General features: G+C 62.8%; 10 protein-coding genes. 4 read left to right on the forward strand and 6 right to left on the reverse strand.

What is annotated here, in order from left to right; all coding sequences use genetic code 11:
- Window positions 1-18: 18 nt before the first annotated feature.
- On the forward strand, window positions 19-696 hold the full coding sequence (locus ACYU70_RS16280) for a sterol desaturase family protein (protein ID WP_342295087.1): 678 nt from the start codon (window positions 19-21) through the stop codon (window positions 694-696).
- Window positions 697-774: 78 nt separating this feature from the next.
- Here ACYU70_RS16280 and ACYU70_RS16285 read toward each other — a convergent pair whose 3' ends face one another.
- From ACYU70_RS16285 to ACYU70_RS16300, 4 genes are all read right to left on the reverse strand, one after another.
- Window positions 775-954: a hypothetical protein gene (locus ACYU70_RS16285; protein WP_342295085.1), complete on the reverse strand. Its 180-nt coding sequence runs from the start codon at window positions 952-954 to the stop codon at window positions 775-777.
- Window positions 955-1,143: 189 nt separating this feature from the next.
- Window positions 1,144-2,004: a TPM domain-containing protein gene (locus ACYU70_RS16290; protein ID WP_342295083.1), complete on the reverse strand. Its 861-nt coding sequence runs from the start codon at window positions 2,002-2,004 to the stop codon at window positions 1,144-1,146.
- Window positions 2,001-2,459: a TPM domain-containing protein gene (locus ACYU70_RS16295; protein WP_342295081.1), complete on the reverse strand. Its 459-nt coding sequence runs from the start codon at window positions 2,457-2,459 to the stop codon at window positions 2,001-2,003. The genes ACYU70_RS16290 and ACYU70_RS16295 overlap by 4 nt, the downstream gene beginning before the upstream one ends.
- 127 nt (window positions 2,460-2,586) lie before the next feature.
- Window positions 2,587-3,165: a LemA family protein gene (locus tag ACYU70_RS16300; RefSeq protein WP_342295079.1), complete on the reverse strand. Its 579-nt coding sequence runs from the start codon at window positions 3,163-3,165 to the stop codon at window positions 2,587-2,589.
- A 201-nt stretch (window positions 3,166-3,366) separates the two neighbouring features.
- On the opposite strand from ACYU70_RS16300, the gene ACYU70_RS16305 reads away from it, so the two are divergent.
- Window positions 3,367-4,368 carry a sugar phosphate nucleotidyltransferase gene (locus ACYU70_RS16305; RefSeq protein ID WP_342295078.1) on the forward strand — a complete coding sequence of 334 codons (1,002 nt, stop codon included), beginning with the start codon at window positions 3,367-3,369 and terminating at the stop codon, window positions 4,366-4,368.
- 134 nt (window positions 4,369-4,502) lie between these two features.
- Here ACYU70_RS16305 and ACYU70_RS16310 read toward each other — a convergent pair whose 3' ends face one another.
- Window positions 4,503-9,161, reverse strand: a complete 4,659-nt coding sequence (locus ACYU70_RS16310; RefSeq protein WP_342295076.1) for a T9SS type A sorting domain-containing protein — start codon at window positions 9,159-9,161, stop codon at window positions 4,503-4,505.
- 299 nt (window positions 9,162-9,460) lie between these two features.
- Window positions 9,461-10,870: an alpha/beta hydrolase gene (locus ACYU70_RS16315; RefSeq protein ID WP_342295075.1), complete on the reverse strand. Its 1,410-nt coding sequence runs from the start codon at window positions 10,868-10,870 to the stop codon at window positions 9,461-9,463.
- A gap of 300 nt (window positions 10,871-11,170) precedes the next feature.
- Between ACYU70_RS16315 and ACYU70_RS16320 the strand changes: the two genes are divergently transcribed.
- Window positions 11,171-12,265 carry a hypothetical protein gene (locus ACYU70_RS16320; protein WP_342295073.1) on the forward strand — a complete coding sequence of 365 codons (1,095 nt, stop codon included), beginning with the start codon at window positions 11,171-11,173 and terminating at the stop codon, window positions 12,263-12,265.
- A gap of 127 nt (window positions 12,266-12,392) precedes the next feature.
- Window positions 12,393-14,624 carry a prolyl oligopeptidase family serine peptidase gene (locus ACYU70_RS16325; RefSeq protein ID WP_342295072.1) on the forward strand — a complete coding sequence of 744 codons (2,232 nt, stop codon included), beginning with the start codon at window positions 12,393-12,395 and terminating at the stop codon, window positions 14,622-14,624.
- Window positions 14,625-14,756 lie beyond the last annotated feature (132 nt).

Consider the following 14,756-nt stretch of genomic DNA (forward strand, 5'->3'; position numbering starts at 1 on the left):
TCGACGTTTGTTACCCCTATGCAATCAGTATCCACCGAAGAACCGGCTGTAAACGAGGCTCCTACACCCGCTACAGCAGCCCCTGTCCGGCCCAAGCACAAAGGCTCTGCCCAGCTTTTCCAGAACCCGGTGCTGGAGCGGCTTTCGCACACGCACATTGCGCTGCCGGTGGGCATTTTTGCCGCTACGGGCATCATCAGCATGTATTATGGCCTCACGCACGGCTTCATGACGGGCGTGGCCGCGCTGGGGCTGTTCCTGGTGGGGCTGCTGGCTTTTACGTTCGTTGAGTATCTGGTGCACCGCTACGTGTACCACATTCCGGCCACCACGCCGGGCCGCGCCAAGTTCCAGTACACCATGCACGGCGTGCACCACGAATACCCCAAGGACAAGACCCGGCTGGCTATGCCGCCCATCATCACGGTGTTTGTGGCGTCGCTGCTGTTCTTCATTTTCCGCTTCAGCTTCGGCTCGTATGCGTTTGGGCTGCTGTCGGGCTTCACGTTTGGCTACGCCATGTACCTGTTTGTGCACTACGCCATTCACGCCTACTCGCCGCCAAAAAACTTCCTGAAGGTGTGGTGGACGCACCACAGCCAGCACCACTACCGGCAGGACGAGGTAGCCTTCGGCGTGAGCAGCACGCTCTGGGACCACATCATCGGCACTATGCCCAGCAAGAAAAGCGCCTAGCTTTTCGATAAGGCTAAGACGCAAAAAGCGCGACTCCTGCTTAGGAGCCGCGCTTTTTTATTGTCGCTACGTGCCGAATTAGGGGCGGGGGCCACGCATTTTGCTCACGATGAAGAACAACAGCGCCACTACGATAAACACGGCGATGATGCCCGTGTAGGCACCGGCTTTAAAAATGTCGCCAATGACTGCGCAACCGGTGAGTGTAGTGGCCAGGGCGAAGAGAAAGATGAAGATGGAAAGACGGGAGGCGTTCATGGCGTGAAAGAATGAAGAAGGGAGGTGAAAGCCGCGTAGCACGCTGGCTGCGGGGTTAGGGCTGATACTGTGCCCGTACCAAAAAGGTTAGCGTCAATCCCTCGCTAACAGTAGTTATTTCAGCAAAACAGCCCGGCCGAGATATTCTCGACCGGGCTGTTTTCTTTTCAATTATCAGCAGCGGGGACTTTACCAGCTGCCGCTGGCACCGCCGCCGCCGCTGCTACCACCGCCAAATCCGCCGAAGCCGCCACCTCCGCCGCCCCCTCCACCCCAGCCGCCGCCACCGCCGCCGAAGCCGCCGCCGCCGAAGATGATGGGCGGAATGAAGCCGCCGCCAAAGCCCCGGTTGCCGCGCCCGCCGCCGCCGCCCCGGTTGCGTATCATGGTGAACACGATGACCATCACGAGAATAATAATCCAGAATGGAAAGCCCGAGCCGGTGCGGTCGCCCCGGTCCTGGCGCTGGGCGTCGGCGGGGTCGGCCTGGTATTCGCCTTTGGCGAGGGCAATGAGCTGGTCGGTGGCTCTATCAAGACCCGCGTAGTACTGGTTTTGGCGGAAGGCCGGCACCAGCGTGTTGCTGATGATGCGCTTGGCCAGAGCGTCGGGCACGGCTCCTTCCAGGCCGTAGCCGGTCTGGATGCGGGCGGTGTGCTCCTGCTTTGCCACCAGAATCAGGATGCCGTTGTTTTTGCCCTTGCGGCCAATGCCCCAGCCTTCGTACAGCTTCTGGGCGTAGTCAGCAATGTCGTCGCCGTCGAGGGTGGGCACGGTGACCACGGCGATTTGCGACGACGTGCTGTCGTTGTACGCCACCAGCTTGCGTTCCAGCTGGTCGGCCTCGCCGCCCTGCATCAGCCCGGCCAGGTCGTTGACAAGGCGCGGGGGATTGGGCCGGGGCGGGATGTTCTGCGCCGCGCTACTGAGGGCTGAAACCAGCCCGAGCAACAGCAGCAGCATTGGCAGCCACCGCTTTGGCACGCCCGGTTTTAGCAGGGAGAAGCGGAACAAAGTCGATATCCTGGCAGTAGCCACGGAATTTTTCATGCGTCGGAAGACGGTTTTTGGCCGCCGAAAGAAATGGAATCGTCCAGCTCGTTCTGGTCGGTAGCGGCGTTGTAGGGGAAATAGCGCTTGAGCTGCTCGCCCACCATTTTGATGCCGCGCTCCAGGCCCAGCACGTAGTTTTCGTGCCGGAACTGCTCAAGCACGGCTTCCTTGGTGGTTTCCCAGAAGTCGTCTGGCACGGCGGCATTGATGGCCGAATCGCCCACCACGGCAAACTGCCGGCTTTGCCAGGCCAGGTAAAACAGCACGCCGTTGCGGGCGGCAGTTTTGTGCATGTTCAACTCGCCAAATACCTGGGCGGCGCGGTCCAGCGGCTCGGGCGTGGGGCAGGTGTCTTCGAGATGCACCCGAATTTCGCCGGAAGTGGTGATTTCGGCCTGCCGGATGGCGGCTACTAGGGCTGCATCCTGGGCGGGAGTGAGGGGGGAAGTCATGGTAAGTTAGAAGTTAACAGAACGTCATGCTGAGCGCAGTCGAAGCATCTCTACTGCAATAGCAATTAATTACTTGCGCGGTAGAGATGCTTCGACTCCGCTCAGCATGACGTTCTATCAATTAAACTTAGAATTGAACCGTAGGAGCCTTGCTAGCGGCCGCGTCAGCCTCGAAATACGGCTTGGGCTGGAAGCCGAACATCCCGGCAAACAGGTTATTTGGGAACGAACGGGTGAACGTGTTATAGTCGTTGGTCACGGCGTTGAACTTGTTGCGCTCCACGTTGATGCGGTTTTCGGTGCCTTCAATCTGGGCCTGCAGTTCCTGGAAGTTGGCGTTGGCCTTCAGGTCGGGGTAATTCTCCGACACGGCCAGCAGGCGGCCTAGTCCGGCCGAAACCTGGCTCTGGGCTTCCTGGAATTTCTTGATGTTTTCGGGGGTCAGGTCGTTGGCATTCAGCTGTACGCTGGTGGCTTTGGCGCGGGCTTCGATGACGCTGGTGAGGGTGCCCTGCTCAAACTTGGCGGCCCCTTTCACGGTGTTCACCAAGTTGCCGATGAGGTCGTTGCGGCGCTGGTAGGCACTTTGCACGTTGCCGGCCTGGGCTTTCACGGCTTGGTCGCGCGTCACCATGCCGTTGTAGCCGCAAGAGGACTGAGTGAGCAACAGGGCCAGGCCCGCGAAATAGAGAAGAAAGCGTTTCATGATGGGTTGTGAAGGGTGTTGGTGAAGGGTATTCGGGGGTTGAAAGCGCCGCGGGCCAAACCTACGGCCGCTGCCCCGGTTGGGTACCGGGTTTGGGGCAAAGTACGCAGCTTAGCCCTAGTAGTTGTAGCTTGCTGCTTAGCTGGCCCGAACGCCTTCATTTATCGTCCTCCCGCCTACTTCATTACACAGCCCTGTTTCATGAAAGCTGTTATTCCCGTTGCCGGCATTGGCTCGCGCCTGCGCCCCCACACCCACACCCAGCCCAAAAGCCTGGTGCCGGTGGCCGGCAACACCATTCTGGGCCACATCATCGACCGTTTGCAGGCCGCCGGCCTCACCGATTTTGTGTTCATCGTGGGCTATCTGGGCGATAAAATCGTGCGCTACGTGCGCCGCCAGTACCCCGAGCTCAAGGCCACGTTTGTGGTACAGGAGCCGCGCGAGGGCATCGGCCACGCCCTGTGGCTGGCCCGCGAGGAGTTTCGCCACGACCCCGACGGCGTGCTCATCATGCTCGGCGACACCATCGTGGACGTGGACTTGGCCGCCCTGATGGCCACGCCCGGCTCGGTACTCGCCGTGAAGGAAGTGAAAACCCCCAGCATGTTCGGGCTGGTGGAAACCGGCAACAGCGGCCGGGTAAACAAGGTGGTGGAGAAGCCCAAAATTCCGAAATCGAACTTCGCCATGGTGGGCCTCTACAAGCTGGCCTACCCTGAAAAGCTGGCTCAGGCCCTGGAATGGCTCATCGATTCGGACGTGCGCACCCACGGCGAATTTCAGCTTACCGATGCGCTGATGCACCTCATCGAAGAAGGCGAGGTGATGACGACGTGCCCGGTAGACAACTGGTTCGACTGCGGCCGCAAGGAAACGCTGCTCGAAGCCAACGCCCGCCTGCTGAACCGCCCCGAGTTTCTGGAAGGCCAGGACTATTCCGAATACCCCGATACGGTTATTATTCCCCCGGTCAGCATCGGGCGCGGCTGCCAGATTTCGCACTCCATCATCGGCCCCAACGTAGCCATCGGCGACAAAACCATTGTCAAAAACTGCATCCTGAGCGACTCCATCATCGGCAGCTACTCGGAGCTGCGGGCGGCCGTGATGCACGACTGCATCGTGGGCTCCGACGCCTCTTTCCGGGGCATGAACCACTCATTGAACATCGGTGATAACACGGAAATTGATTACAGTTAAGACGGCGCGGGCCGCGCGATTACCGCTGCTATCAAAACCAAAAAGCCCCGACTGCCAGTGCAGTCGGGGCTTTTTAGTATGCTCAATCAAGCCTACCTGAGAGCCGGCCCCAACGCGGAGCCGGCTCAGAAAATCTAGTTGATAACCACGCGCTTGGCCAGGCTGGCATCGCCGGCCCGGAGACGCAGCGTGTACACGCCGGTCGCCAAATCGGCGGTAGGCACCGTGAACGAGGCACCGGCAGCGGGCAACGCTACCGACTGCTTGCGCACCACCTGCCCGAGGGCATTGAGCAGTTCGGCCTGTACGCTCGTGGCGTTGGCCACGGCGGGCACCCGCACGGTGAAGCTCTCGTGGGCCGGGTTGGGGTACACGCTCACCCCGGTGGCCGTGAGGGCCGTGGTGGTAGCAGTGGTCACGACGTAGCTCACGTTCACGTTATCGAGGCCGATGTCAGTGCTGCCGTTATCACCCGTGGCGCGGAAGCGGATGATGCTCGTGGCCGTAGCACCCGTCAGGGGCACGGTGTAGGTGGTCCAGCTGGCGGCCAGCACCTGCGTGAACAAGGGCGTGGTGCTGAACGTAGCCCCACCGTCGGTGCTCAGCAGCACCTCGATTTTGTCCGAGCCGGAAGTATTGATGTAGTCAAACTTCAGCGTAGGCACGCTTGTGGCCGTGCCGGCGCTGATGTTGGCGTAGAGGTCGAACAGAGCGAATTCCGTTACCGGGAACACGTTGCCGGAGTGGTAGCGGGCCGAGAACAAGGACGAAGCCCCGCCCGCATTGCTGCCGGCCGGCGTGTAGCCATACGAGGTCGACGTCCAGTTGGCAGCCGCGCCGTCGTCGTAGCGGCGGAACGAGGCGTCGGGGTCATTGCCCGCCGTCATTTTCCAGTTCAGGCTGGGCACCTCGCGCAGGGCGCAGTTGCTCACCCACGTGTTTTCAAACGTCTGGGTGTAGGGCAGCGTGGCGTAGGTTGGTGTCACGCAGGCGAAGGCCGTGGTGAAGGTGGCCGTCGCAGGGGTCGAGCTGCCGCCGCCGGTGCAGTTGGCGGTCAGCGTTACGGTGTAGCTAGTGCCGGGCGTGAGGCCGGTGAGGGTGATGGGTGAGGTGGTGGCGTTGGCCTGGGTGGTGGTCGGCACAGTCGTCACCGTGTAGCTGGTCGAACCGCTGGCCGGAGCCGTGAACGTCACTTGGGCCGTGGTGGTAGTGATGGTAGCCGCCGGCACCGCCAGAGCCGTTACCGGCGCGCAGGCCACGTAGCTGATACCCACGTTATCGAGGCCGATGTCGCTGCTGCCGTTGTCGCCCGTGGCGCGGAAGCGGATGATGCTCGTGGCCGTGGCGCCGGTCAGCGGCACGGTGTAGGTGGTCCAGCTGGCAGCCAGGATTTGTGTGAACAAGGGCGTGCCGAACGTGGCCCCGCCATCGGTGCTCAGCAGCACTTCAATTTTATCCGAGCCCGAAGTATTGATGTAATCAAACGTGAGCGTGGGCGTGCCCGTGCTACCGCCCGCGTTGGCGTAGAGGTCGAACAAGGCGAATTCCGTCACCGGCGACACGTTGCCGGAGTGGTAGCGGGCCGAGAAGGCCGACGTAGCCCCGCCGGCGTTGCTGCCGGCCGGCGTGTAGCCGTAGTTGGTCGAGCCGCCGGTCCAGTTGCCGGCCACGCCGTCGTCGTAGCGGCGGAACGAGGCGTCCGGGTCGGTAGCGCCGGGGGTCAGCTTCCAGTTCAGGCTGGGTACGTCGCGCAGGGCGCAGTTGCTCACCCAGGTGTTCTCAAACGTCTGCGTGTAGGGCAGCGTGGCATACGTGGGCGTCACGCAGGCGAAGGCCGTAGTGAAGCTCACCGGGGCCGTGGTCGTCGAGCTGCCGCTGCTGCCTGAGCAGTTGGCAGTCAGCGTCACGGTGTAGGTGGTGCCGGGCGTCAGGCCGGTGAGAGTGATGGGCGAAGTCGTGGCGTTGGCTTGGGTGGTGGCCGGCAAGGTGGTCACCGTGTAGCTGGTCGGGGTGCTGGGCGAAGCGGTGAAGGTCACCTGGGCCGTAGTCGTGGTAATGTTAGCCGCCGGTACTGCCACCGTCGTGGGCGGTGCGCAAGTCACGTAGCTGATGCTCACGTTGTCGAGGCCGATGTCGCTCAGACCGTCATCGCCGGTGGCGCGGAAGCGGATGATGCTCGTGGCCGTGGCACCCGTCAGGGCCACTGTGTAGGGGGTCCAGGTAGCGGCCAGCACCTGCGAGAACAAAGGCGTGGTGCTAAAGGTGGCCCCGCCGTCGGTGCTCAGCAGCACCTCCAGCTTATCCGTGCCCGAGGTGTTGATGTAGTCAAAAGTCAGCGTGGCTGTGCCCGTGCCGCCGCTCACGTTGGCATAAAGGTCGAGTTGGCCCTGGCTGCCCGCGGTGGCGTTATAGGAGTGGAAGCGCGCCGAGAACGACGACGTAGCGCCGGCGGCATTGCTGCCGGCCGGGGTGTAGGCGCCGCTGGTGGTGCTCCAGCCGCCGGCGGTGCCGTCGTCGAAGCGCCGCCAGGCGTTGTTGCCCGTCAGCGGAGAGGAGCGCCAGTTGGCATCGGGCACATCGCGGGTGCCGCAGGCATTGGCCCAGGTGCTCTCAAAGGTTTGCGTGTAGGGCAGGGCGACGTAGGGTGCCGCCACGCAGGCGGTGGTGAAGGTAGTGGTGACCGCCGCCGAAGTGGTACTGCCAGCGCAGTTGGTGGTCACGCTCACGGTGTAGGTGGTGTTGGGCGTGAGGCCCGTCAGGGGCACGGGAGAGGCCGTGGGGGCGGGCGTGACGGTGGTAGCCGTGCCGCCGGCGGGGGTATAGGTCACGGTGTAGCTGGCCCCGCCGCTCGGAGCGGTGAAGGTCACGTTGGCGGTGGTGGCGGTGATGTTGGCCACACCCAGGCTTGCCACGATGGAGCAAGTCACGTAGCTCACATTCACGTTATCGAGGCCGATGTCGGTGCTGCCGTTGTCGCCCGTGGCGCGGAAGCGGATGATGCTCGTGGCCGTGGCGCCGGTCAGCGGCACGGTGTAGGTGGTCCAGCTGGCAGCCAGGATTTGTGTGAACAAGGGCGTGCCGAACGTGGCCCCGCCATCGGTGCTCAGCAGCACTTCAATTTTATCCGAGCCCGAAGTATTGATGTAATCAAACGTGAGCGTGGGCGTGCCCGTGCTACCGCCCGCGTTGGCGTAGAGGTCGAACAAGGCGAATTCCGTCACCGGCGACACGTTGCCGGAGTGGTAGCGGGCCGAGAAGGCCGACGTAGCCCCGCCGGCGTTGCTGCCGGCCGGCGTGTAGCCGTAGTTGGTCGAGCCGCCGGTCCAGTTGCCGGCCACGCCGTCGTCGTAGCGGCGGAACGAGGCGTCCGGGTCGGTAGCGCCGGGGGTCAGCTTCCAGTTCAGGCTGGGTACGTCGCGCAGGGCGCAGTTGCTCACCCAGGTGTTCTCAAACGTCTGCGTGTAGGGCAGCGTGGCATACGTGGGCGTCACGCAGGCAAAGGCCGTGGTGAAGGTGGTGGTAGCGGTGGCCGCAACGCCCCCGACGGAGCAGTTGCTCACCACGTTCACCGTGTAGGGCGTGCCCGCCGTGAGGCCGGTGAGCACGAGCGGGGCGGCCGTCGTGGCATCGGTGATGGTGTAGGTGTTGGTGGCGGGCGTCGTCGTCACGGTGTAGTTGGCCACGCCCGAGGTGGGCGCGGTAAACGACAGGCTGGCCGAGGTGGTGGTAATGGCGCTGATGGTAAGCGCCGTGGGAGCCGCGCAGGCCGTGGCCGTCACCAACCGGGTTTCGGTGGGCAGCGAAGCTCCGGTAGCGTAGGTGGCCACAATGCTCACCGCGTAGGGCGTATTAGCAGCCAGGCCGGTGATGGTGAAGGGCGAGGCCGTGACCGTGAAGGGGCTGCCGGTGACGGCGGGCGTCACGGTGGCGGTATAAGAAGTGGGGGCGGTAGCCGCAGCCGGGGCCACAAAGGCCACCGTGGCCGAGTTGCCCGTGACGGCCGTGGTCGTGGGCCGGATGGCCGGCAGCTCCGCCTTAGCGGAAGGCGTGTAGGTATACGTGAGGCCCGAGGCTGGAATCAGGGTGGCGCTCACGGCTACCGTGGAGGTGCTGGTGAGGGCGGCCCCGGTGTTGGTCTGGTCCCAGCCCACGGCACTCGCGCGGTTGTTGAAGTCGGTGGCGGCGGCCCCGCGCAGGCCCACCTGCGGGTTGGTGCCCGTGCCCAGGCCGGTGAAGCTGCCGTACACGATGCGGATAACGTTGCTGGTTTCAACCAACCGAATTTGGTAGTTCTCTACCCCGTTCAGGCCGCCGTAGGCCCCCCAGTTGGCGTATTGCACCACAAACTCGCGGTTCGGGGCCGTGCCTTCGGTAGAGGTGCTGATGGCCGCCCCCGTATTGCTCCGGCCGCCCCCATCGAGGCCAAACGCGGAGATGGCCCCGTCGTAGCCGGTGGTCGAGGAAATGGGCGTGTAGGTAGCAGTGCCCGGCGCGGTAGCGCCAAACGTGATGTACCCGTTCGAGGTGATGCGCAGGGTGGTGTAGGCCGTGCCCGCGTAGGTGAACGTGAAGGGCAGCGTAGTGGCGGGGTACACCACGTTATCGTCGCTGGCGGTGCTGATGACCGTGCCGGTGATGGCCGTGTAAGTGCCCGTGCTTTGGGTGAAGCCGTAGGCATCGGCCCGGCTCTGGGCGTGGCCCAGCGCCGGCAGCAGCCAGGCCAGCAGCGCCAGCGCGCCGGCCCAACGGCCACTCCGCGCGCGGCGGGGCGTGATTTGTAAATGATTTACCATGCTTAAAAAAGAAAAAGGGGGTGAAAAAAGTGTTCGGGGAAAACACATCGGCAAATCTAGTGCGTTAGCCGTTGTTTGCGTAATTCTTTTAGGGTCATTCGGTTCTTTACCATTTCGGCCGCCTGGCTGCCGTCCTGGCGCTGGCCAAACACCCGGCGGTAGCTCCCCGGCAGCTAACCCGGGCTGCGCCCCGCCGCCCCCGGTTGCCTCATAGGCCCCGGCACCCCGTTTCCAGCCCCAAACCACTCACCCAGAATGTCAGCAGAAACGCCAACACGCACCAACCCCACTCTTTAAAATCAGCGCTTTAGCGGCCGCCGGAACGTCCAGTAGGATTTGCCTTTCGGCTGCATCAGCCACGTTCGCTTGCCGGCGCGCATGCTGTCCACAAACAGGTAGTGCAAGTCGCTCATCACGGTGCCTTCGGACGCAAAGTATGAATGCCCCAGAAAGTCGGTTGACACCCCCGTGGCATCAATCGTCTCCACGCCGCGCATCAGGAGCATCCCAGGCCCCGCCTGCCCGGCCCGCATGTTATGGTTGATGCGCTGCGACAACCGCAGCGCGTTGTCGTTGCTGGAAGCATAGAGCGTCACGTTCAGCTTGCCGTTGATAACCGGAGCAATTTTGGTCTTGAAATCCGCCACACTGATGTCGGGGGCCGTCAGCACGATTTCGCGCACATGGCGGTTGCGAAACAACTGCGGCTCCTTCTGCATCAGGTCTTGCAGCGTGGCCAGCATAATGCGGTTGCCCATGCTGTGCGCAATCAGGTAGATGTTGGTGGCCGAGGATTTTTGCAGAAACGTGCGCATAAAGGCTTCAAATTGCGCCACCGATGCCTGATTGCGCTTCTCATCGATGCGGTAAGCCAGGCCGCTGCCCTGCGAAGGCCAGCTAAACAAGAGCGGAGCCCCTTTGAAGCCCAAATCGTAGGTGAACTGGGCCGTGCGAAACAGCGCCGTCCGGAAGTCGTTGTTGAAGCCGTGCACGAATACGAACGCATCCCGGTTGGCCGACGCGTCGCTTTTGTAGTTCATCAGGTTCAGCAAATCCTCCTGCGAGAGCAGCTTGGTTGACTCCAGGATGAGGTGTTTGGCCGGGTTGGGCTTCCCGATTTCGTAGCCCATGAAGGTCGCCGGCAGCTCCACCTGCCCCAGCTTGTGGTCGCGCGGAATGCTGACCTGGCAAGTGCCATACCGGGTAATGGCCTTTTCCTTGCCAAAATTAATGGCCTGCCTGGCCTTGGGGTTTACGGGCAGCAGATTGCGGTTGGTGCAGAAGAAAACGGTGACCATGCGTTTGGCTTTCTCCTTTTGCTCCTGCGCCTGCACCATCTGTTCGATGGGGTCGCGAGCCGGCCGGGGGCTCATGGTCACGCGGATTTCCGGGCAGCCTTTGTTGGAGGCCGGTCCGGGCCGGGTGGGGCAGCGGTCCTGGACATCGGCCACGCCATCGCCGTCCTGGTCGGGGCAGCCCGACAGGGCGGGTGAGCCTTTGGCGGTGGGGCAGCGGTCCTGGGCATCGGCCACGCCGTCGCCGTCGGTATCGAGGGGGCAACCGTTGGCATCCACTGCTACCCCGGCCGGCGTGTCGGGACATTTGTCCTGGCCCAGGGCCACGCCATCGCCATCGGGGTCACGCTCCAAGGCTTTGCGGGCCATGCGCGGGGCGCAGGCCTCCAGCAAAACCATCAACAGAAAGACCATAAAACCGGCTACTGGCCGGGGTAGAAAAGGATTGAAACGGCTGCAAAACATGAATTTCTGATTTTATGATAGATACCTGGCCAAACTTAATCATATCCAACCTCAAATAAATATTGTTAATCAATATTATGTGAAAGCCATGCTTCCGCTATTTCCCCGGCGGGGCATTTGGGCAACACCTGCACTTGGCCGGCTCAGCCCTGGCCTGGCCCGGTGGGTACTGCCACCGTGGGGCGATAGTATGAAAACCCTAATAAGTTGCGCCCAAAACCGTACTTTTCCGGTAAAATCGCGCTGCTTATGACTTTCCGCCCCGTTCTGGCCTTTCTGCTGGCTCTTGTTCTGTTCACCGCCCGCGCCCAAACGCCCCTCGGCCAGCCCTCGCTTGATGAATCCAAGGTGCAAATCTGGTGCGCCACGGTGCGCTTCGTGTACGATGATGCCGGCCGGCCCAACCTCAAAAGCACCGTGCGCTGCGACGGCGGCAACCTCGACGCCCTGGCCGCCAGCATCCGGCCCGACAGCCTGCGCGTGTACAGCGTGCTCTACCAGTCCATCGAAGGCCGGGGCGCCATTTATCAGGGCAAGAAAGACAACCCCGCCCGGCTGGCCGCCCTCACCAAAGCCATTGTAAGCAAGCTGAAAAGCTCGCCTGCCCGCCGCAAAGCCCCCGCCCGCATGGCCCGCGTGGCCGCCCTCGAAACCGCCCTCACCAACTACGTGACCTCGGGCACGCCGCTGGGCGAAGTCTCGGCCGCGATGGCCCCCGAAGTGGCCGATACCGCCGCCACTGCCCCCGGCGCGCCCGGCCCGGCCGAGGCCGCCGAAGCCCAGGCCGCCGCCGAGCGCGACGCCGCCGGCACCTCGGCCGTGGCCCTGCCCGCTACCGGCCCGGGCAGCCTGCTCTACCGGTTTGCGGCCCCGCTGGCGCTCATTCTGGGCATTCTGAGCCTGGTGCTCTACATCATGCTGCGCGTGACGCTGGGCCAGTGGCGCCGCCAGCAGCGCCGCGAAACCCTCCTGGCCAAGCAGGCCGCCACCGCCGCCCAAGCCGCCGCCGCTGAAACCAGCGCCGCCGTGGCCGACTCCGTGGCCCGCGTGAAACGCGCCGAAGCCCTGATACTCGCCGCTTCGGCCGCGCCCGAGGCCAACAATGCCCCCGCCCAGCCGGTTCTCGACCGGCTCAGCCCCGCCCAGCGCCTGGAAGTGGAGCGCCTGGTGAGCCAGCGCGTGGACGAGGAGCTGCGCTGGCTGCGCGCCAACCTGCCCGAACTGGTGGCTTCCGCCATCAGCCAACCTACAGCGGATGCGGCGGTGACAGAAGCCGCGCCCGCGCCTGATGCTACTCCCCGCAGTCAGGGCGGCGCGGTGGCTGATGATGTGCAGCTGGACTAGCAAAACGTCATGCAGAGCGCAGCGAAGCATCTCGCTTGTAGTAAGTAATCCAATCGATTGAGTCACTGTTGCACGCGAGATGCTTCGCTGCACTCTGCATGACGTTCTTTTATTCTTCCCAAACCATATGAAAGCTGTTTTACCTCTGGTTGCCGTTCTGGCGGCGGCCACGGCCTGCCGGGCCACTGCCCCGCCCGCCCGCAACACCCTCCCCAACCACCAGGCCCTCACCGAAACCACCGTGCCCGAAAAAGGCGAGCCCAGCCGTCGCGCCGGCCTGGAGCTGCCCACTCCCCTGCCCCCCGTGAAATACCCCGAAACCCGCAAGACCGACTTCACCGACACCTATTTCGGCACCAAAGTGGCCGACCCCTACCGCTGGCTCGAAGCCCTCGACTCGCCCGAAACCAAGGCTTGGGTGACGGCCGAGAACGAAGTGACTTTTGGCTACCTGAAGCAGATTCCGTTCCGCGATAAAATCCGCGAGCGTCTCACCAAAATCTGGAACTACGAGCGGTTTGGCGTGCCCGAGCAGGTGGGCGCGGAGCTGGTGTTCAGCAAAAACGACGGCCTGCAGAACCAGGCCGTGCTCTACCGCCAGCGCGGCACCGAGGAGCCGCAGGTCCTCCTCGACCCCAACAAATTCTCGGCCGACGGCACCACCGCCCTGGCCGGCACCGAGTTCAGCAACGACCACCGCTACCTGGCCTACGCCACCAGCGGCGGCGGCTCCGACTGGCACAAGGTCCGCATCATGGATTTGACGACGAATAAGCTGCTGCCCGAAACCCTGGAATGGGTGAAAGTCTCCGGCACCTCGTGGACCAAAAACGGCTTCTACTACGGCCGCTACGACGCGCCCAAGGCCGGCGAAAACGGCCTCTCGGGCAAGAACGAGTTCCACAAAGTCTATTTCCACAAGCTGAACACGCCCCAAAGCGCCGACCAGCTGGTGTACGAAAACCCCAAAATGCCCCTCGGCTTCCGCTTCGCCACGGCCACCGAAGACGAGCGGTTCCTGGCCCTGACGCTCACTGACGGCAAGGCCGACGGCAACCAGCTGCTGGTGCGCGACCTCACCGACCCCAAGCAGGCCAAAACCTGGACCATGCTCATTTCGAGCTACGAATTCAACAACAACGTCATCGGCAACGTGGGCGGCGAGGTGCTGGTGTACACCAACTATAAGGCCCCCAACTACCGCGTCATCCGCATCGACCCGAAGAAGCCCGCCGAAGCGAACTGGCACGACGTGCTGCCCGAAAGCAAGAACAAGCTGGAAAGCGTGACGCAGGTAGGCGGCAAGCTGGTGGCGGATTATCTGAACGATGCCAGCTCGCAGGTGAAGGTGTATTCGGAGTTAGGCAAGTTTGAGCACGACGTGAAATTGCCGGCCATCGGCACGGCCAGCGGCTTCGGCGGCCGGCGCGATGCCAAGGCGGTGTACTACGCCTTCACCTCGTTCACCTACCCCACCACGATTTACAAGTACGACCTCGCCACCAACACCAGCACCGTTTTCCGCGCCCCGAAAGTGGACGTGAACCCGCAGGAATACGTGACCACGCAGGTATTTTACCCCAGCAAGGATGGTACGAAGATTCCCATGTTCATCGTCCACAAAAAAGGCGTGGAGCTGAATGGTAAGAACCCCACCTACCTCTATGCCTACGGCGGCTTCAACATCTCGCTCACGCCGAGCTTCTCGGTGGCCCGTATGCTGTGGCTGGAAAATGGCGGCGTGCTGGCCATCCCTAACCTGCGCGGCGGCGGCGAGTACGGCGAGGCCTGGCACAAAGCCGGCATGACGCCCAACAAGCAAAACGTGTTCGACGATTTCATCGCCGCCGCCGAGTACCTCAAAACCAACAAGTACACCGACTACGACCACCTCGCCATCGCGGGCGGCTCGAATGGTGGCCTGCTCGTAGGGGCCACCATGACCCAACGCCCCGACCTCTGCAAAGTAGCCCTGCCCGCTGTGGGCGTAATGGATATGCTCCGCTACCAGACCTTCACCATCGGCTGGAACTGGGCCCCCGAATACGGCACCTCGGCCGACCAGAAGCAGTTCGAAAACCTGCGCAAGTTCTCGCCCCTGCACAACCTGAAGCCCGCCGCTTACCCCGCCACCATGATAACCACGGCCGACCACGACGACCGGGTGGTACCCGCGCACTCCTTCAAGTTCGCCGCCGCCCTGCAGGCCGCTAACACCGGCCCCAACCCCACCCTGATTAGAGTGGACGTGAACGCCGGCCACGGCGCGGGCAAAAGCACCAAGCTGCAAATCGACGAGTGGGCCGACGTTTGGAGCTTCTGCTACGCCAACATGGGCGTGACGCCGGAGGTGAAGTAGCCAGTTTATTTGAACAAAAAAGAACGTCATGCTGAGCGCAGTCGAAGCATCTCTACCGCAGCAGTAATTTTTACTCTGGCGGTAAAGATGCTTCGACTGCGCTCAGCATGACGTTTTACTATCCCTAAAACC

This window comes from Hymenobacter segetis (assembly GCF_054776495.1).